Annotated in this window: 16 protein-coding genes and 4 pseudogenes; 10 read left to right on the forward strand and 10 right to left on the reverse strand. The window is 71.9% G+C overall.

The features are described 5' to 3' along the window. Positions 1-34 precede the first annotated feature (34 nt). On the reverse strand, positions 35-283 hold the full coding sequence (locus tag DK389_RS29775; protein ID WP_109895208.1) for a hypothetical protein: 249 nt from the start codon (positions 281-283) through the stop codon (positions 35-37). Positions 284-531: 248 nt separating this feature from the next. Further along, on the reverse strand, positions 532-771 hold the full coding sequence (locus tag DK389_RS29780) for a hypothetical protein (RefSeq protein ID WP_162560958.1): 240 nt from the start codon (positions 769-771) through the stop codon (positions 532-534). A gap of 429 nt (positions 772-1,200) precedes the next feature. Between DK389_RS29780 and DK389_RS29785 the strand changes: the two genes are divergently transcribed. Beyond that, positions 1,201-1,395, forward strand: coding sequence for a hypothetical protein (locus tag DK389_RS29785; RefSeq protein ID WP_109895212.1), 195 nt, complete (start codon positions 1,201-1,203; stop codon positions 1,393-1,395). A gap of 23 nt (positions 1,396-1,418) precedes the next feature. On the opposite strand, the gene DK389_RS29790 is transcribed toward DK389_RS29785, so the two are convergent. Further along, the gene (locus DK389_RS29790; protein WP_109895214.1) at positions 1,419-1,892 is read right to left on the reverse strand and encodes an Rrf2 family transcriptional regulator; all 474 of its coding nucleotides are present in this window, start codon (positions 1,890-1,892) and stop codon (positions 1,419-1,421) included. A 94-nt stretch (positions 1,893-1,986) separates the two neighbouring features. Here DK389_RS29790 and hmpA point away from each other — a divergent pair. Next, positions 1,987-3,227, forward strand: a pseudogene (gene hmpA / locus DK389_RS29795) (NO-inducible flavohemoprotein). Between the two features lie 17 nt (positions 3,228-3,244). Here hmpA and DK389_RS29800 read toward each other — a convergent pair. Both DK389_RS29800 and DK389_RS29805 read right to left on the reverse strand, forming a co-directional pair. Continuing rightward, complete coding sequence (locus DK389_RS29800) at positions 3,245-4,360, reverse strand: 2'-deoxycytidine 5'-triphosphate deaminase (RefSeq protein ID WP_109896966.1); 1,116 nt, start codon at positions 4,358-4,360, stop codon at positions 3,245-3,247. 56 nt (positions 4,361-4,416) lie between these two features. After that, complete coding sequence (locus tag DK389_RS29805) at positions 4,417-4,887, reverse strand: hypothetical protein (protein ID WP_109895216.1); 471 nt, start codon at positions 4,885-4,887, stop codon at positions 4,417-4,419. 163 nt (positions 4,888-5,050) lie between these two features. Here DK389_RS29805 and apaG point away from each other — a divergent pair, with 163 nt between their 5' ends. From apaG to speG, 3 genes are read left to right on the forward strand one after another with little or no spacing between them, the layout of a single operon-like run. Further along, a complete protein-coding gene (gene apaG / locus DK389_RS29810) occupies positions 5,051-5,443 on the forward strand; it encodes a Co2+/Mg2+ efflux protein ApaG (RefSeq protein WP_109895218.1) in 393 nt (130 codons plus the stop codon). A 49-nt stretch (positions 5,444-5,492) separates the two neighbouring features. Then, positions 5,493-6,686: an acetylornithine deacetylase gene (gene argE, locus DK389_RS29815; RefSeq protein WP_418291984.1), complete on the forward strand. Its 1,194-nt coding sequence runs from the start codon at positions 5,493-5,495 to the stop codon at positions 6,684-6,686. After that, positions 6,683-7,252, forward strand: a complete 570-nt coding sequence (gene speG / locus DK389_RS29820; RefSeq protein ID WP_109895220.1) for a spermidine N1-acetyltransferase — start codon at positions 6,683-6,685, stop codon at positions 7,250-7,252. Before argE ends, speG begins: the two co-directional genes overlap by 4 nt. Positions 7,253-7,308: 56 nt before the next feature. Here the strand turns inward: speG and DK389_RS29825 are convergent, their stop codons facing one another. The 4 genes and pseudogenes from DK389_RS29825 to DK389_RS29840 all read right to left on the reverse strand — a co-directional run bounded on the left by DK389_RS29825 (position 7,309) and on the right by DK389_RS29840 (position 12,026). Continuing rightward, positions 7,309-8,412, reverse strand: coding sequence for a hypothetical protein (locus tag DK389_RS29825; RefSeq protein ID WP_109895222.1), 1,104 nt, complete (start codon positions 8,410-8,412; stop codon positions 7,309-7,311). Positions 8,413-8,559: 147 nt separating this feature from the next. Next, a complete protein-coding gene (locus DK389_RS29830; RefSeq protein WP_194075136.1) occupies positions 8,560-9,579 on the reverse strand; it encodes an Hsp33 family molecular chaperone in 1,020 nt (339 codons plus the stop codon). A 219-nt stretch (positions 9,580-9,798) separates the two neighbouring features. Next, positions 9,799-10,781: pseudogene (gene argF, locus DK389_RS29835) on the reverse strand (ornithine carbamoyltransferase). A gap of 40 nt (positions 10,782-10,821) precedes the next feature. Beyond that, a pseudogene (locus tag DK389_RS29840) lies at positions 10,822-12,026 on the reverse strand (acetylornithine transaminase). Between the two features lie 389 nt (positions 12,027-12,415). On the opposite strand from DK389_RS29840, the gene DK389_RS29845 reads away from it, so the two are divergent. The 5 genes and pseudogenes from DK389_RS29845 to DK389_RS29865 all read left to right on the forward strand — a co-directional run bounded on the left by DK389_RS29845 (position 12,416) and on the right by DK389_RS29865 (position 16,859). Continuing rightward, a complete protein-coding gene (locus tag DK389_RS29845) occupies positions 12,416-12,889 on the forward strand; it encodes a RidA family protein (protein ID WP_109895226.1) in 474 nt (157 codons plus the stop codon). Next, positions 12,890-13,640: pseudogene (locus DK389_RS29850) on the forward strand (glycerophosphodiester phosphodiesterase family protein). A gap of 223 nt (positions 13,641-13,863) precedes the next feature. Next, positions 13,864-15,102, forward strand: coding sequence for a GNAT family N-acetyltransferase (locus DK389_RS29855; RefSeq protein ID WP_109895228.1), 1,239 nt, complete (start codon positions 13,864-13,866; stop codon positions 15,100-15,102). Next, complete coding sequence (locus DK389_RS29860; RefSeq protein WP_109895230.1) at positions 15,099-16,259, forward strand: M20 aminoacylase family protein; 1,161 nt, start codon at positions 15,099-15,101, stop codon at positions 16,257-16,259. Before DK389_RS29855 ends, DK389_RS29860 begins: the two co-directional genes overlap by 4 nt. 84 nt (positions 16,260-16,343) lie before the next feature. Next, entirely contained in the window at positions 16,344-16,859 is a 516-nt protein-coding gene (locus DK389_RS29865) for a glutathione peroxidase (RefSeq protein ID WP_109895232.1), read from the forward strand. Position 16,860: 1 nt separating this feature from the next. Here the strand turns inward: DK389_RS29865 and DK389_RS29870 are convergent, their stop codons facing one another. Next, positions 16,861-17,838 (reverse strand): cation diffusion facilitator family transporter, encoded by a 978-nt coding sequence (locus tag DK389_RS29870; protein WP_109895234.1) that lies wholly within the window; start codon positions 17,836-17,838, stop codon positions 16,861-16,863. Positions 17,839-17,885 lie beyond the last annotated feature (47 nt).

Raw genomic sequence — 17,885 nt, forward strand, 5'->3', positions numbered from 1 at the left:
GAACGGAGGGTTCAGGCGGAGAATTCGGGGCTGCTCAGAGTCCGGCGGAGCGCGGCCGGCCCGAGGTGTTGAACACGGCGCGGCAATCGGGGCTCAGACGCGCCTTCTCGCGCCGCAGGCAGGCGGTGATGCGGGTCACGTTGGGGATCTCGCCGCTGCACAGCCGCCAGACGTCTGGCGTGCAGGCCTCGCGCTGAGCCGTACTCGGCTCGGCATGGCTCGCCGTCGTGGCCATGAGTGCCAGAACCATCGGTCCGACGATGAGGCGCAGAGGCAGGCGCATGGAGGAAACCGCCAGGAAGGAGGAGGAACGGCTCGAAAAGGGACGTTCACGACAAGCACAGCCTTGGTCCGCAGGGTTAACAATTCGTTAAAGCCCCGTTGCAACCGGACTTGCTAAACCTCCTCACCCCGGCAGATCCGCCCGTTGTCTTGGGCCGCGCCGTATATTCCTGGCGCTGGGCGCTTTCCAGCCTCCGCGCGGGCGTCGATTCCTAGGAAGATCGCGGGCCGGGGACGCCGCCGCTCCGATCAGGTCCCGTCCTTGCGGAAGCGCTTGATCGCCTTGCGGCATCCGGGCGAGAGCTCGGCCATGTGCGTCTTGAAGCAGGCGCGCACCTCCGGCCCGTCCGGGGACAGGCCGTCGCAGTAGGTGATGAGATCACCGCTGCAATAGCGCTGCAGGGCCGCGCGCTCGGGTGATCTCTCCCGGGCCGACGCATTCAGGATTGCGGCCGGCAGGATCGCGAAGAGGATCAGCAAGCGTGTCACGGTGTCTCCTGCTCCGTCGGGCCCGACCGGTCTGAGCCGCGCTGAGAAACGACAGGCGGGGCGTGGCGGTTGCAGAGCCCTCGCACGCGCGGTCGATACGCGGCCTCGCGGCGCGATTCCGGCCGCGGGCCGATGCGGCGCGCGGGCCCGTCCGGAGCCTTCATCCTTACGGACGAGCGGCCAAACCTGAATATTGATTCAGTATTACCCGGCGCGGCTACACCGTTTGATTGGTCGAGTTTCATTCAGCCCTGGTTTATCCTGCGCCGAATAGGCTGAGCGTCCTGTGAGAGCGCGACGCCGAGGGAGGTCCGTCGCATCCGGCCGGGCTGCCGCGACCCGCATCCGCGGCCCCGCCATGTGAACCAGCGCACAGCCTCCGGCGCCGCATCGCGCTCTAGTCGTCTCTCACCAAGGAGGGTGACCACCATGTCGGACGCTCACGAGCAGCTCGTCGCGGCACTGCGGACGATCGTCGCCGAGGGCGAGGACCCTTGGACCATCATCGATCACGCGATGGAGGACGTGGAGCGGGCGCAAGGCCCCTCTCCCGCGTCCGCCGAGGAGGCGCCGGGCCCCTACGCGCCGAATCCGCTCTCGATCTACGCCGAGCGGTTGCACTGACGCCCCGTCCGCACCGGGTCGGGCTAGGCTGAGGCCACCTGTCCCGCCGCCCCGGGCGACGGAACCGGAAGCCCGAGCAGCCCCGCGATCTCGATGCCCTCGGCGCCTCCGAGGAGGTCCGCCAGCGTGTAGCGGTCGAGGACCGCGAGGAAGGCGGCCAGCGCCTCGCCCAGCGCCCGACGAAGCCGGCACGGCGCCGTGATCGCGCAGGCGCCGCTCGCGAAGCACTCCACCAGCGCCAAGTCGTCCTCGGTCTGGCGCACCACGGCGCCGACGACGATCTCGGCCGGCGGCTTCGCGAGGCGCAGGCCACCGCCGCGGCCCCGGATCGTCCGGATCAGCCCCAGGCGCCCGAGCTGATGCACCACCTTCGTCAGGTGGTTCTCCGAGATGCCGTAGGCGCGCGCGATCTCGGCGATCGAACTCTGCCGGGGTTCCTGCAGGCCGACATAGATCAGCGTCCGCAGGGCGTAGTCGGTGTAGCGGGTCAGGCGCATGAAAACTCCGTGGGCCTTTAAGGTACTTTCTGGTTGCACCTTTTCAAAGGCCGACCTAAAAGGTGCATGAAAGATGCACCTTTGAGAGACGCCCATGCCGACCCCCCTCTCCGCCGATGCGATCGCCCTCGTCAAAGCCACCGTCCCGGCCCTCGAGGCGCACGGCCTCGCGATCACCCGGCGCATGTACGAGCGCCTGTTCGAGAACGCCGAGATCCGCGACCTCTTCAACCAGTCGCATCACGGCGAGACCGGCTCGCAGCCGAAGGCGCTCGCCCAGGCCGTGCTGGCCTACGCCCGCAATATCGACAATCTCGGGGTGCTGGGCGGTGCCGTCGAGCGGATCGCGCAGAAGCACGTCGCGCTCAACATCCTGCCGGAGCACTATCCTCACGTGGCCGAGGCCCTCCTCGGCGCGATCCAGGACGTGCTCGGCGCGGCGGCGACGCCCGAGATCTGCGCCGCCTGGGGCGAGGCGTACTGGTTCCTGGCCGAGCTGCTGATCGGGCGCGAGGCCGCGATCTACCGGGATCTCGCCGCCAAGCCCGGCGGCTGGAACGGCTGGCGCGACTTCGTGGTGGAGAGCGTCACGCCGGAGAGCGAGACGATCCGCTCCTTCGTCCTGGTCCCGGCCGACGGCCGCCCGGTCCTGCGCCACGAGCCGGGCCAGTATCTCGGCTTCCTCCTGGACCTGCCGGGGCACGGCGTCCTCAAGCGGAACTACTCGATCTCCTGCGCGCCGAACGACCGGGCCTACCGCATCACCGTCAAGCGCGAGGGCAGTGCGGAGCAGCCGGCCGGCCTCGTCTCGAACTGGCTGCACGACTGCGCGGGCCCCGGTACCCGCCTGAAGGCGGCGCCGCCGGCGGGCGATTTCTTCCTCGACCGGCAGACCGGCGACCCGGTGGTCCTCGTCAGCGGCGGCGTCGGGCTGACGCCGATGATGAGCATGCTGGAGACCATCGCCGAGGCGAGCCCCGACCGGCCGACCTGGTTCGTCCACGGGGCCCTGAACGGCCGCGTGCACGCCATGCGCGACCATGCCCGGGCCCTCGCGGCGAGCAACGAGAACCTGCGCCTGCGCACCTTCTACGCCGAGCCGGAGGCGCTGGACCGGCCGGGCGAGCATTACGACGCCCCGGCCTGATCACGGCGGAGTGGCTCGTGACGGCGACGCCGCACGAGCGCGCGACCTACTACCTGTGCGGGCCGAAGCCCTTCCTGAGCGCGCTCGTGGGCGGGCTCCTGCGGAGCGGCGTCCCGGCCGAGCGGGTGCGGTTCGAGTTCTTCGGTCCGGCCGACGAACTGATCGCGGAGCCGAAGCAAGCCGCCTGAGCGGGCCGGCGGCGCCCTCAGGCGAAGTGCTTCGAGAGCTTCAGCCCCTGCGCCTGGTAGTTCGAGCCGGCGCCCGCGCCGTAGAGCGTCGCGGGCACCTCGGCCATGCGCTCGTAGACGAGGCGGCCGACGATCTGGCCGTCCTCCAAGAGGAACGGCACGTCGCGGGAGCGCACCTCCAGCACCGCCCGGGCCCCCGCCCCGCCGGCTTCCGCGTAGCCGAAGCCGGGATCGAAGAAGCCCGCGTAATGGACCCGGAACTCGCCGACGAGGGGGTCGAAGGGCACCATCTCGGCGGCGTGGTCGGGGGGCACCACGACGGATTCCTTCGAGGCCAGGATGTAGAACTGGCCGGGATCGAGGATCAGCATGCCGGAGCCGTCCGCCGCGAGCGGCTCCCAGAAATCCGCGGTCCGGTGCCGGCCCGGCGCGTCGACGTCGACGAGGCCGGTATGGCGCTTGGCCCGGTAGCCGATCAGCCCGTCGAATCCTGCGAGGTCGACGGAGACCGCCACGCCCCCCTGGAAGGAGGGGCTCGCCGCGGTGACGAGCGGGGTGCGGGCGTGAAGCTCGGCGAGCTCGGCCTCGCGCAGGCGCACCTCGCCGCGGCGGAAGCGGATCTGCGAGAGGCGTGAGCCCGTGCGCACGAGGACCGGGAAGGTGCGCGGCGAGATCTCGGCGTAGAGCGGGCCGGCATAGCCCGCCTCCACCTGGTCGAAGGCCGTCGCGTGGTCGGTGATGACGCGGGTGAAGACGTCGATGCGGCCCGTCGAGCTCTTCGGGTTGGCCCCGGCCGAGAGGTCCGGCGGCAGGGCGAGCGTTTCCTGCAACTCGGCGATGTAGACGCAGCCCGTCTCCAGCACCGCGCCCTCCCTGAGGTCGATCGCGTGGAAGGAGAAGTCCCGGACGCAGTCCGACACGCTGCGGCGGCCGCCCGGCAGGAAGCTCGTGCGCACCCGGAAGGCGCGGGCCCCGAGGCGGAGATCGAGGCTCGCGGGCTGGATCTGGTCGGGCGCGTAGGGGCTCGCCGGGCGGATCCCGCCCTGCTCCGTCAGCGCCGCGATCTGGCGCGCCGAGAGGATGCCCTCGCGGAGGATCTCGCCGGCGGCCTCCCCCGTCGTGTTTCTCGTCACCGCGCGCCTGTCCCGTTCCACGAAACGCCTGCTCCTCCGGTTGTCCCGCCGTTGCCCTAAGGGCGCGTTAAATCCAGCTCGTCGCGCGTGACACGCAGGACGATCCGGGCGAGGGCGAGCCGGGCGCAGGCGCCGATCGCCACGAGCCCCGCGAGCAGGCTGCCGAGCAGGGGAAACGCGTCGGGCCGCACGAGGAGGGCCACGCCGAGGATGAGCGTCCCGCAGGCGAGGCCGGGGCCGGAGCCGAGGCCGAGGACCAGGGATGGCAGCCCGAGCGAGGGGCCTCGCAGCCGCGCCGCGAGCGCGCCGTCGCGGCCGGCCCTGGCGGCGGCGAGCCGGCCCGCGGCGTCGAGGACGAGGCTCGCCAGAAGCGCCGCCGCCGCCCAGCCGTTCGCCTCCGGCGCGTGCCAGCCGAGCGCCAGGGCGAGGCCCGCGAGGCCGACGCGGACGGCCCCGTCGCGGAGGCCCGACCGGTGCCTCGACGTCCACGCGAGCGGCCCACGATGCTGCAGGGTCTTCCCGGCCATGCGGCCCCGATCCCTTGAAAGCGCCGCGCCCGGCGCGACGTACTCCGCCGTGATTGACGGCGTTTTCGCCGCCACGTACCACGGCGCTCCGAGGCTGTCGCGGTGCTTCGCCGACGATGCGGGGCGCGAGGCTTGGGCTCGGCCAGGGAGGCAGGTCCGGACCATGTACAAGGCCGAGACGCGCGGAATCAGCGTGACCGTGATGCCCCGCTTCGTCGAGGAGGAATCCTCGCCGGGCGAGAGCCGGTACTTCTTCGCCTACACGGTCGAGATCGTGAACAACGGCTCGGAGCAGGTGCAGCTCCGCTCCCGCCACTGGCGCATCATCGACGGGCACGGCGCCTGCCAGGAGGTGCGCGGCGCGGGCGTCGTCGGCAAGCAGCCGGTGCTGGAGCCCGGCGAGTCCTTCAGCTACACCAGCGGCTGCCCCCTCACGACGCCGGACGGGCTGATGGCCGGCAGCTACACGATGGCGACGGTGGCCGGCGAGAGCTTCGAGGCCGAGATCCCCGCCTTCTCCCTCGACAGCCCGCACGTCCGCCGCAGCCTGCATTGAGGGCCGGGCGCCGGGGACGGCGCCCGCGACCTCGAAAGGATGCCAAGCGATGCCGGGAAACCGGATGCCGGGACAGCCGGAGCAGATGACCCCGCTCGCGATCCTGGAGCGCCTCGTTTCCTTCGACACCGAGAGCTCCAAGCCGAACCTCGCGGTGATCGACTGGATCGCGGCCTATCTCGATGGCCTCGGCGTCGGGAGCCTCAGGGTGCCGAACGCGGCCGGCGACAAGGCGGCGCTCTTCGCCACGATCGGCCCGGCGCGGGACGGAGGCGTCGTGCTCTCGGGCCACACCGACGTGGTGCCGGTGACGGGCCAGAGCTGGACCTCCGACCCCTTCACCCTGCGGGTGGCGGACGGGCGCGCCTACGGCCGCGGCGCCGTCGACATGAAGGGCTTCCTCGCGCTGGCGCTCGCCGCCGTGCCGGACTTCCTCGCGGCGGATCTGAGGCGCCCGATCCATCTCCTGTTCTCCTACGACGAGGAGACGACCTGCCTCGGCGTCGCAGACACGATCGCCCGCTTCGGCGCCGACCTGCCGTGGCCCGGTTCCGTCATCGTCGGCGAGCCGACCGATCTCGAAGTGGCCGACGCCCACAAGAGCATCGTCACCTACCTCACCACGGTGCACGGGCACGAGGCGCACTCGGCCAAGCCCATGCTCGGCGCCAACGCCGTGATGGCGGCTGCCGATCTCGTCTCGGAATTGAACCGCATCGCCGACCTGATGGTCGCCCGCGGCGACCCGTCCGGCCGCTTCGACCCGCCGGCGACGACCGTGCATGTCGGCACCATCCAGGGCGGCACCGCCCGCAACATCCTGCCGAAGGTCTGTACCTTCCACTGGGAGTTCCGCGGCCTGCCGGGCCTCGACATGGCCGAGATCCCGGACCTGTTCTCCGCCAAGGTCGAGGCGGTGACCCGCGAGCGGCTGAACCGCTACGGCGATTACGGCTCGATCGAGACCCTGGAGGAGGTCTCTGTGCCGGGGCTCAAGCCGGATCCCGGCTCCGAGGCCGAGCGGCTGGCCCTGCGGGTCGCCGGGCGCAACCGCACCATCACGGTGCCCTATGCGACCGAGGCCGGCCGCTTCCAGGTCGCCGGGATCCCGACGATCGTGTGCGGACCGGGCTCGATCGACCAAGCGCACCAGCCGGACGAGTACATCACCCTGGAGGCGCTGGAGGACGGGGCGGCCTTCATGCGCCGCCTGGGCCGGGCCTGCGCGGAGGAGACGGCGTGAGCGGGGCGCCGGAGCCGGGCCGGGTCAAGCTGCGGCCGCTCGAGCGCGAGGACCTGCTCTTCGTGCATCAGCTCAACAACAACGACAGCATCATGCGCTACTGGTTCGAGGAGGCCTACGAATCCTTCGCCGAGCTGGCGCAGCTCTACGAGCGCAACATCCACAACCAGACCGAGCGGCGCTTCATCGTCGCGACCGCGGGCAACGATTCCGCCGGCATGGTCGAGCTCGTCGAGATCAACCACCTGCACCGGCGCTGCGAGTTCCAGATCGCGCTGCATCCCGCCTTCCAGGGGCGCGGCTACGCGGGGCAGGCGACCCGGATCGCCATCGACTACGCCTTCAGCGTGCTCAACATCCACAAGCTCTACCTGCATGTCGACAAGGACAACGCCCGGGCCGTCCGCATCTACGAGCGCTGCGGCTTCCGCCCCGAGGGCGTGCTCCGGGACGAGTTCTTCGTGAACGGGCGATACCGGGACGCCATGCGGATGTGCCTGTTCCAGCCCGACTACCTCGCCCAGCGCGGCGGCGGAGACATCGCGGAGCCGGTGCTGAAGGCGTGACCACGAAAAAGGGGCCGGCGAACCGGCCCCTTCCCGCGAACGATGCCTGCGTCGGCTCAGTTGCGGCCGCCGCGCTCGCCGCCCGCGCCGCGCTCGCCGCCGGCCGTGCCGCGGTTGCCGGCGTTCATGCCGCCGCGGTCACCGCCCATCTGGCCGCGCTCGCCGCTCATGCCGCCGCGCTCGGCGCCGCCGCGGTCGGCCGCGTTGCGGACGGCGGACGGGTCACGCTCGCCCTGGCGCATGTTGCCCTGCTCGCGGCCGCCGCGGTTGGCCTGCTCGTTGCGATTGCCCTCGCCGCGGTTGCCCTCGCCGCCGCGGAAGCCACGCTCATTGCGCTCCGTGCCGCGCGCGGCGCTGCGCTCCTCCGTGCGGCCGCGGTGCTCGACGGTGCTGCGGTTGCGCTCGCTGAAATTCGCGTTGACCGTGCCGCCGCGGCGCTCGCTCGTCGAGACCGTCAGGCGACGATACTCGGGCGAGCCGTAGAGCACGCGCTGCCCGCGGACCGTGACGTAGCGGACGCGGCTCGGGCGCTCGTCGCGGATCGTCACGAGGCGGCGATACTCGGGCGAGCCGTAGATCACCCGCTGGCCGCGGATCGTGACGTAGCGGCGCGGGCCGCTCTCGCGGCGCTCGACGGTGACGAGGCGGCGATATTCCGGCGAGCCGTAGACGACGCGGCGGCCGCCGATGAACACGAAGCGGCCCTCGCGGCGGAAGCCGCCCGAGACGCGCTCGGAACGCACGTCGGTGCGGTCGGTGCGGCGGCTCTCGGTCACGCGGTCGCGGCGGCTCTCGCGGACATCGCCGCGCTCGCTCCCGCGCTCCGCCCGGGCCGAGCGATCGCCGCGCTCGCCGTCCCGGCGCTCGGCGCGATCCGCGCCGCCCTGGCGATCCTGGCGGTCGCCGCGATCCATGCCCTCGCGGCCGGCGTTGCGGGCCTGCTGGCCGCCCTCGCGCTGGCCGCCGGCCTCGCGCTGCGCGGATTGCTCGCGCTGGCCGCCCGTCTCCGCGCCGCGGTTGCCGCCGCGCTCGGCCGACATGCCGGAGCGGGCCGCACCGGCATTGCCGGCGGCGCCCTTGTCCATGTTACCGGCCGCGTTCTGCGCGTAGACGGACGTGCTGAACAGCAGAGCCGCCAAACCGACTGCAAACTTCTTCATCGCGTGACCTCCGTGACTTTTGACGCTTCGAAACGCGTCTCGTCGCGAAAGGGTTCAATCGAAGGTTGGCAGTTTTCGCGGGCGAATCATCTGGTCAGAGCTTGGCCGTAACCGCGGCTCAGCTCGACCGTGGGCGCCGGGGCTCGCTCAGTGCTTGGCCCCGGCCGCGATCTCGGCCTCGACCTCGGCCGGGTCCAGATCGTAGCGCCGCGAGCAGAATTCGCAGGTGATGCCGATGCGCCCGTCATCGGCCACCATGGCCTGCCGGTCTTCCGGGGAGAACGAGCGGATCATGCCCATCACCCGCTCCGGCGAGCAGCGGCACTGCTCGGAGACGCCCTGTGCCTCGAACACCCGCACGCCGCGCTCGTGGAACAGGCGGTAGAGCAGGCGCTCGGAGGAGACCGCCGGGTCCACGAGCTCGTGGTCCTGGATCGTGCCGACGAGGGAGCGCGCCTCGACCCAGGCATCGTCCTCCGGCGCGCTGCCGGCGTCGAGATGGGCGTGGCCCTCCGGGATGTCGCCCGGCGGCAGGTCGGCGAGGCGGGCCCGGTCGATCGATTGCGGCAGGAACTGCACGAGGAGGCCGCCCGCCCGGTAGCGGGCCTCGCCGTCCTCGAATTCCTCGGCCACGGCGAGCCGCACCTGCGTCGGGATCTGCTCGGACTGGCGGAAATACTGGTGGGCCGCTTCCTCGAAGCTCTGGCCCTCCAGCGCCACGACGCCCTGGTAGCGGCTCGCGGCCGAGCCCTGGTCGATCGTCATGGCGAGGTGCCCCTCGCCGACGAGATCGGCCGTCTTCAGGGGGCCCGTGCCCAGGGCCGCGACGCGCCCGGCATCGAAGCGGGCGGTGGCGCGGACGCGGTCCGGCGCCTCGAAATCCACCACGATCATCTCGACCGGGCCGTCGGTCTTGGTCTGGAGCTGGAAGCGGCCCTCGAACTTGAGGGACGAGCCGAGGAGCACGGTGAGCGCCGCCGCCTCGCCGAGGAGGCGCGCCACCGGGTCGGGATAGCCGTGGCGGCGCAGGATGGTGTCGATCGAGGGCCCGAGCCGGACGGCGCGCCCGCGCACGTCGAGGGCCTCGACGGAGAAGGGCAGCACGGCGTCGTCGTGGCCCTCGCGGCCGTCGGCGGGGGTGGGAGACATTTCGGTTCCGGCGGTCATGGCCTCTCCGCTCTGTGTCGATCCGGGTGCGCTCCCCCCGCATCGGGCGAGAGACCGGCACGGGCCCCCTCTCGCGAACGGGAGAGGGGCGCCGTCGCGCCGCCCGCGACCGGTCCGGCCGCGCGCAACCTCGAATCCGTCGCCTGCTGGGGAGGAGCGCGAACGCTCGAACGCCCATATGGTGCGTCCGCGCCAGCCGCGCCAGCCGCGCAAGCAGCCTCAGAGCCCGTTCGCGCCGAAGCACCAGGCCAGGATGCCCTTCTGGGCGTGGAGGCGGTTCTCGGCCTCGTCGAAGACCACCGATTGCGGCCCGTCGATCACCTCGGCCGTGACCTCCTCCTCCCGGTGGGCCGGCAGGCAGTGCATGAAGACCGCGTCCCGGGCCGCCGCCGCCATCAGCTTGGCGTTCACCTGGTAGGGGCCGAGCAGGTTGTGGCGGTGGTTGTCGTCGTCGTCGCCCATCGAGACCCAGCAATCGGTGACGACGCAATCGGCGCCCTCCACCGCCGCGAACGGATCGGTGGTGACGTTGATCTTCGCCCCCTGCTCCTGCGCCCAGGCGATCAGCGCGGGCGGGGCCGACAGCTCCGGGGGGCGGCGATGTTGAGGGTGAAGTCGAGGCGGGCGGCGGCGTGGGCCCAGCTCGCCAGCACGTTGTTGGCGTCCCCCGACCACGCCACGGTGCGGCCGCGGATCGGCCCGCGATGCTCCTCGAAGGTGAGCACGTCCGCCATGATCTGGCAGGGATGCGAGACCTTGGTCAGCGCGTTGATCACCGGCACGCTGGCGGATTCGGCGAGTTCCAGCATCAGGCCGTGGTCGAGGATGCGGATCATGATCGCGTCGACGAAGCGGGAGAGCACCTGGGCTGTGTCGCCCACGGTCTCGCCGCGGCCGAGCTGCATCTCGCCCCCCGTCAGCATCAGGGTCTCGCCGCCGAGCTCGCGCATGGCCACGTCGAAGGAGACGCGGGTGCGGGTGGAGGGCCGGTCGAACACCATCGCCAGGGTCTTGCCGGCGAGCGGCCGCTCGGCCGGCGGCTCGCCCCGGCGGCGGCGGCCCTTGATACCGGCGGCCGCGTCGAGGATCGCGCGCAGCTCCGCGCCGGAGAAATCCTTGAGGTCGAGGAAGTGGCGGGGGCCGGCGGAATGGGGCCGGGGCGCGCTGGGGACCCTCGCGGTCCCGTTGGTCTGGGCGTTCATCTCGGTCGATCTTTGAGAACGGGTGATCCGGGGGCGGCGCCTACTCGGCCGCCCCGCGCAGCGGGGTGTCCTTCATCGGGTCCAGGGCGGCGGCCGTCGCCTCCAGGCGCTCGATCGCTGCCGCGACGTCCGCCTCGCCCACGATGAGCGGAGGCAGGAGGCGGACCACGTTGTCGCCGGCCGGGATCACGAGGAGGTGCTCGGCCCGCGCCGCCGCGGTGAAGTCCGTGTTCGGCACGCCGAGCCGCAGGCCCAGCATCAGGCCCTCGCCGCGGATCTCCTGGATCACCTGCGGGTAGCGGTCCTTCAGCCCGGCGAGCTTCTGCTTGAGCAGGAGGCCGGTGCGGCGGACATGCTCCAGGAAGCCGTCGGCCAGCACCACGTCGAGGACGGCGTTGCCGACCGCCATGGCCAGCGGGTTGCCGCCGAAGGTGGTGCCGTGGGTGCCCGCCGTCATGCCGCGGGCGGCCTCGCGCGTGGCGAGGCAGACGCCGAGCGGGAAGCCGCCGCCGATGCCCTTGGCCGCGCTCATGATGTCGGGGGCGATCCCCGACCATTCGTGGGCGAACAGCTTGCCGGTGCGCCCGACGCCGGTCTGCACCTCGTCCATGATGAGGAGGAGCCCGCGCGCGTCGCAGATCTCGCGCAGCCGCCGCAGAGCAGCGTGCGGGATCACCCGCAGGCCGCCCTCGCCCTGGATCGGCTCGATCATCAGGGCGGCGGTCTCCGGCGTGATCGCGGCCTCGAGCGCCGCGAAGTCGCCGGTCGGCACCTGGTCGAAGCCCTCGACCTTGGGACCGAAGCCCTCGATGTACTTGGCCTGCCCCCCCGCCGCGATGGTGGCGAGCGTCCGCCCGTGGAAGGCGCCCTCGAAGGTGACGATGCGGTAGCGCTCCGGCTGGCCGCCCGCCGCGTGGTACTTGCGCGCCATCTTGATGGCGGCCTCGTTCGCTTCCGCACCGGAATTGGCGAAGAAGGCGACGTCCGCGAAGGTGGCGTCGACGAGGCGCCGGCCCAGGCGCTCGCCCTCCGGGATCTCGAACAGGTTCGAGGTGTGCCAGAGCTTGCCCGCCTGCTCGGTGAGCGCGGCGACGAGATGCGGGTGGGCGTGACCGAGCGCGTTGACGGCGATGCCGGCCCCGAAATCGAGGTATCGCTCGCCCCCGCGCGCCACGAGCCACGCCCCCTCGCCGCGCTCGAACGCGATGGGGGCCGGGCATAGGTCGGCAGAAGGGCGGAGGTCACGTTCCCGTCTCCGTGTCTGGCCTCGGGCCGGGGCCTCGGCGAGCCGCCTCACCACCCGCCCGAAATGAAAGTGCCGCCTCGTCGGGGGGCGGCACGCGCGCGATTACTATGAAAGCGGCCCCGTCTGTCAATCGCGGGGCGGGCTCACGGGGGTGTCGGGCCGCGTACCCGGGCGGCCCCGAGGGCGCGTTCCGCCCCGCCCTCGCGTGGAGGCGGGCGCCTGCCCCGCGAAGCCTCGCACGCCACCTTGCGCGCCACCCTTGCACGCAAGAGCGCGCTGATGGAGCCTTGCGCGCAGGAGCGCGCTTGTGCTGTGAGCCTTGCGCGCAGGAGCGCGCTTGAGCTGCGAGCCTTGCCGACGGACACGCCATCGCGCGGGGAGGAACCACATGAGTTCGGTGAAGGAACGTCTGGAGCGCCTGGGTCTCACCCTGCCGAAGGCCGCGGCGCCGGTCGCGAACTACGTGCCCTTCGTGCGCACGGGCAACCTCGTCGTCATCTCGGGCCAGATCTGCTTCGGGCCGGACGGCAAGCTCGCCCCCGAGCACACGGGCAAGCTCGGCGCCGAGGTCCCGGCCGAGGCCGGCATCGCCGCGGCCCGCCTCTGCGCCCTCAACGTGCTGGCGCAGCTCGAGGCGGCGGTGGGCGACCTCGACCACGCGGTCGCCCGCTGCGTGCGCCTCGGCGGCTTCATCAACGCGGTGCCGAGCTTTTCCGGCCTCGCCCCGATCATGAACGGCGCCTCGGACCTGATGGTGGAGGTGCTGGGCGACCGCGGGCGCCATGCCCGCTCGACGGTGGGCGTCGCCGAGCTGCCCCTCGACGCGGCGGTCGAGGTCGAGGCGATGTTCGAGGTCGCCTGAGTGGCGCCGAACGCCCCCGCCTGGCTCACCGCGCGCCCGATCGCCCACCGGGGCCTGCACGACCGGGCGGCGGGCATCCCCGAGAACACGATCGCGGCGGCCCGCGCCGCGATCGCGGGGGCTACGCGATCGAGTGCGACGTCCAGCCGAGCGCGGACGGCGAGGCGATGGTGTTTCACGACGCCGCGCTGGGCCGCCTCACCGGGATGACGCAGCCCGTCGCCGCGCGCCCCGCGGCGGAGCTCGGGACGTTGACGGTCGCCGGCACGGACGAGCGCATCCCGACGCTGTCGCAGTTCCTCTCCGAGATCGGCGGCCGGGTGCCCCTCGTCGTCGAGATCAAGTCGCATTACTCGGGCGATCTGACCCTGACCCGGCGCGTCGTCGAGACGGTCTCGGGCTACGACGGTCCCGTCGCCCTGAAATCCTTCGACCCCGGCATCGTCGCGGCCCTGCGGGAGCTGGCCCCGACGATCCCCCGCGGCATCGTCGCCGAGACGACGCAGGACGACCCGGCCTACGCGCCGATGTCCGACAGGGTGCGCCGCTCGCTCTCGAACCTGCTGCATTTCGACGAGACGCGGCCCGACTTCCTGTCCTGGCGGGTCGACGACCTCCCCTGCGCGCCGACCCATCTCGCCCGCCTCCTCGGGGGCGGCCGGTGATGACCTGGACGGTCCGCACCGAGGATCAGCGCCGCCTCGCGCGCGCGTACGCCGACCAGATGGTGTTCGAGGGCTTCCGGCCCTGAGGTCGAACGAGGCGCGACGGGCCCCCTCTCCCGTCCGGGAGAGGGTCGGGGTGAGGGATGCGACGTCTCCGGGTATGGCGTACTCCTCACCCGGTCCGCGTCCCGCGGACTCGACCTCTCCCGAACGGGAGAGGTGAGAGGCACCAGGAATGCGGGAGACCTGCGACCTCGCCTCCCCTCTCCTCCGCTTGCCCACCCTCCCTGCGCGGCTAGATTGGCCCGCATGGACGAACGCGGGAGTGCGGCCGAGGCCGCGGGGGCGGAGCTTCGGGTCCGCGCGGTTACCGGCCTCAAGGAGATCGGGGCCGCCGCGTGGGATGCCTGCGCCACCTCGCCGGAGACGCTCGCGGCCGGCGACGAAACCCACAACCCCTTCGTCTCTCACGCCTTTCTGTCGGCTCTCGAGGATTCCGGCTGCGTCTCGCGCCGCAGCGGCTGGCTGCCGCTCCACGTCGCGGTGGAGCGGGGCGAGCGCGTGATCGGGGTCGCGCCCTGCTACCTGAAGTCCCATTCCCAGGGCGAGTACGTGTTCGACCACGGCTGGGCCGACGCCTACGAGCGGGCGGGCGGCAGCTATTACCCGAAGCTGCAGGTGAGCGTGCCCTTCACCCCGGTCACCGGCCCGCGCTTCCTGATCGCGCCGGGCGAGGACCCGGACGCCGCCGTCTCCGGGATCGTCGCGGGCCTGCGGGCCCTGCGCGCCGAGACGCAGGCCTCCTCGATTCACGTCACCTTCATGCAGGCGCGCGAGTGGGAGCAGGCCGGGGCGCTCGGCTTCCTGCAGCGCACCGACCAGCAATTCCACTGGGAGAACGGGGGCTACGCGAGCTTCGAGGATTTCCTCGGCGCCCTCGCCTCCCGCAAGCGCAAGGCGATCCGGCGCGAGCGCCGGGAGGCCCTGTCGCCCGGCATCACGATCGAGCACCTGACGGGTGCCGACCTCACGGAGGCGCACTGGGACGCCTTCTTCCGGTTCTACATGGACACGGGCGCCCGCAAATGGGGCCGGCCCTACCTGAACCGGCGCTTCTTCTCGCTCCTGTCCGAGCGCATGGGCGAACGGGTGCTCCTGATCCTCGCCTCCCGCGCGGGGCGGCCGATCGCGGGCGCGCTCAACCTGATCGGCGACGCCGCGCTCTACGGGCGCAACTGGGGCTGCATTGAGGATCACCCGTTCCTGCACTTCGAGGTCTGCTATTATCAGGCGATCGACTTCGCGATTCAGCGCGGGCTCGCGCGCGTCGAGGCCGGCGCCCAGGGCGAGCACAAGCTCGCCCGCGGCTACCGCCCGGTGCTGATGCACTCGGCCCACGACATCGCCGACCCGGGCTTCCGCCGGGCGGTGGCCGATTACCTGAAGCGCGAGCGCGCCCATGTCGAGGAGGCGGTCGACGTCCTCGACGCGATGACGCCGTTCCGCCGCGCCTGCGGGCAGGAGGCCGGAGAGGAGACCGGAGAATGAGCCCGATCGACCGCATCAAGTCCTATGCTCGGGAATTGACGGCGCTGCGCCACGACATCCACGCCCACCCGGAAATCGGCTTCGAGGAGGTGCGGACCTCGGGGCTCGTCGCCGACCTGCTGCAGGGCTACGGCATCGAGGTGCACCGGGGCCTGGGCGGCACCGGCGTCGTCGGCGTGCTCAAGGGCCGCTCCGACAACGGCCGCCGCATCGGGCTCAGGGCCGAGCTCGACGCGCTGCCGATCGAGGAGGCGACGAACCTCCCCTACCGCTCGACCGTGCCGGGCAAGATGCACGCCTGCGGGCATGACGGGCACACGACGATGCTCGTCGGCGCCGCCCGCTACCTCGCCGAGACCCGCGACTTCGACGGCACCGCGATCTTCGTCTTCCAGCCGGCAGAGGAGGGCTTGGGGGGCGCCCGCGCCATGATCCGCGACGGCCTGTTCGAGCGCTTCCCCGTCGACGAGATCTACGCGCTGCACAACGCCCCGAACGGCCCGCACGGGCGCCTCAAGACGCGGCCCGGGCCGATCATGGCGGCGGCCGATTTCTTCGACATCCGGATCCAGGGGCGCGGCGCGCACGCGGCCGAGCCGCAGCGCGGCATCGACCCGATCGTGGTGGCGACCGCGCTCGCCCAGGCCATGCAGTCGATCGTCTCGCGCAACGCCGACCCGCTGAAGTCCTGCGTCGTCTCGATCACCCAGATCCACGCGGGCGCGGCCTACAACGTCATCCCCGAATCCGCCCATCTCGCCGGCACGATCCGGACCTTCGACGGCGAGATCCGGGAGATGGCCGGCCTGCGCATCCGCGCGCTGGCGGAGGGCTTCGCCGCGGCCTACGGCGCCGAGATCGCGGTCGAGCTCCGCGACGTCTTCTCGGTCCTCGAGAACAGCGCGGAGCAGGCGGCGGCCGCGGCCGCGGTCGCGACCGAGCTGTTCGGCGCCGAGAACGTCGACGCCGATTGCGTGCCCCGGATGGGCAGCGAGGATTTCGCCGACATGGTGATGGCGGTGCCCGGCGCCTACGCGTGGCTCGGCGGCACGCCGGGGCCGGGCCTGCACAACGCCGCCTTCAACTTCGACGACAGCATCATCCCGCTCGGCAGCGCCTACCTCGCGCGGCTGGTCGAGCGGCGCACCGCCGCCTGACCCCCGAGGACGCCCGCACCCTTCCGCAGGCGCTCCCGCGCCCGCACCCTTCCGCAGGCGCTTCCGGCAGGGCATGACGAGACCATGAGCACCACGATCCACGACTTCACGCCCGAGGCCGCCGACGGCACCCCCCACCCGCTCGCGCGCTACCGCGGCCAGGTCGTGCTCATCGTCAACACGGCCTCGAAATGCGGCTTCACCCCGCAATACGAGGGGCTGGAGGCGCTCTGGCGCCGCCACCGCGAGGCGGGTCTGGCGGTGCTCGCCTTCCCCTGCAACCAGTTCGGCGCGCAGGAGCCCGGCGACGCGGAGGAGATCGCCCGCTTCTGCAGCCTGACCTACGCGGTCAGCTTCCCCGTCCTCGGCAAGGTCGAGGTGAACGGGCCGGGGGCCGACCCGCTCTTCGAGCATCTCAAGGCGGAGCGGCCGGGCCTGCTCGGCACGCGCGGGATCAAGTGGAACTTCACGAAGTTCCTGGTCGGCCGCGACGGCCGCGTGATCGGGCGCTACCCGCCCCAGACCAAGCCAGAGGCGCTGGAGGCGGCGATCGTCGCGGCCCTGGCCGAGAGCGACGGCGTCTTCGGCGAGGGGATCTGACTCAGGCCCGCGCGGCCTGCACGGCCCGGATCTGCGCCTCGGCCGCGCTGCGCGCCTGGATCTCGACGAAGACGCGCCGCACCTTGCGATGGCGCTCCTTCAACGCCCGGTCGAGGCGCTCGACCATGCGCTCGACCTCGCCGGCGCTGAGGCCGTCATCCATGTCGAGGCTGACATTGACCAGGATGTCGTCGGGGCCGAGATGCTGGGTCAGCACCTCGTTGACGTGGTGGACGCCGGGCTCGGCGCGGGCCACCTCCCGGATCGCCGCGACGATCTCGGGGTCGGCCGCCTCGCCGATCAGCAGGCCGTGGGTCTCGATCATCAGGAAGATCGCCATGCCGATCAGGACGAGGCCGATCCCGATCGAGGCCCAGCCGTCGAGGACGGGCAGGTCGAGGGTCTCGGAAAGGATCACGCCCGCGAGCGCGATTACGAGGCCCAGGAGCGCCGCGACGTCCTCGACGAGCACGGTGAACAGGGCCGGGTCCTTGCTGCGGCGGATCGCGGTGATCGGCGGGCGCTCGCCCTTCTCGGCCCAGAACGACCGGATCGCCACGTAGCAGGAATAGCCCTCCGCCAGGACGGCGAAGCCGAGGATCGCGAGGTTCACCCAGAAGCCGGAGACGTGCCGGCCGAACAGGACCGCGTCCTCGACGGGCTCCGGATGGCCGATCTTGTGGATGCCCTCGTAGATCGCGAAGGCGCCGCCGCCGAGGAAGATGAACAGGGCCACGATGAAGGCGTAGAAATAGACCTCGCGCCCGTAGCCGAAGGGGTGGCGGGCGTCTGCCGGCTTCTTCGCGCGCTTGAGTCCGACGAGGAGCAGGATCTGGTTCGCGGTGTCGACGAGGGAGTGCACGCCCTCGGCGAGCATCGCGGAACTGCCCGTGAGAAAGGCGCCGACGAATTTCGCGCCCGCGATGGCGAGGTTGGCCCCTGCCGCCGTGTAGATGGCGCTCGTGCTCTCGTGGGCCATGCGCTCCGCTTCCCTGTCGTCCGGGCCCGCCGCCGGCCAAGCCTCGC

The organism is Methylobacterium durans (assembly GCF_003173715.1).
GTDB classification, from domain to species: Bacteria; Pseudomonadota; Alphaproteobacteria; order Rhizobiales; family Beijerinckiaceae; genus Methylobacterium; species Methylobacterium durans.

Excerpts from the sequence above, each read along its gene's own strand:
- DK389_RS29775 (WP_109895208.1), bottom strand. The coding sequence starts at position 283 with ATGCGCCTGCCTCTGCGCCTCATCGTCGGACCGATGGTTCTGGCACTC.
- DK389_RS29790 (WP_109895214.1), bottom strand. The coding sequence starts at position 1,892 with ATGCGCCTGACCCGCTACACCGACTACGCCCTGCGGACGCTGATCTAT.
- DK389_RS29865 (WP_109895232.1), top strand. The coding sequence starts at position 16,344 with ATGAGCACCACGATCCACGACTTCACGCCCGAGGCCGCCGACGGCACC.
- DK389_RS29855 (WP_109895228.1), top strand. The coding sequence starts at position 13,864 with ATGGACGAACGCGGGAGTGCGGCCGAGGCCGCGGGGGCGGAGCTTCGG.
- DK389_RS29870 (WP_109895234.1), bottom strand. The coding sequence starts at position 17,838 with ATGGCCCACGAGAGCACGAGCGCCATCTACACGGCGGCAGGGGCCAAC.
- DK389_RS29805 (WP_109895216.1), bottom strand. The coding sequence starts at position 4,887 with ATGGCCGGGAAGACCCTGCAGCATCGTGGGCCGCTCGCGTGGACGTCG.
- DK389_RS29830 (WP_194075136.1), bottom strand. The coding sequence starts at position 9,579 with ATGACCGCCGGAACCGAAATGTCTCCCACCCCCGCCGACGGCCGCGAG.
- argE (WP_418291984.1), top strand. The coding sequence starts at position 5,493 with ATGCCGGGAAACCGGATGCCGGGACAGCCGGAGCAGATGACCCCGCTC.
- DK389_RS29845 (WP_109895226.1), top strand. The coding sequence starts at position 12,416 with ATGAGTTCGGTGAAGGAACGTCTGGAGCGCCTGGGTCTCACCCTGCCG.
- DK389_RS29860 (WP_109895230.1), top strand. The coding sequence starts at position 15,099 with ATGAGCCCGATCGACCGCATCAAGTCCTATGCTCGGGAATTGACGGCG.
- DK389_RS29785 (WP_109895212.1), top strand. The coding sequence starts at position 1,201 with ATGTCGGACGCTCACGAGCAGCTCGTCGCGGCACTGCGGACGATCGTC.
- apaG (WP_109895218.1), top strand. The coding sequence starts at position 5,051 with ATGTACAAGGCCGAGACGCGCGGAATCAGCGTGACCGTGATGCCCCGC.
- DK389_RS29825 (WP_109895222.1), bottom strand. The coding sequence starts at position 8,412 with ATGAAGAAGTTTGCAGTCGGTTTGGCGGCTCTGCTGTTCAGCACGTCC.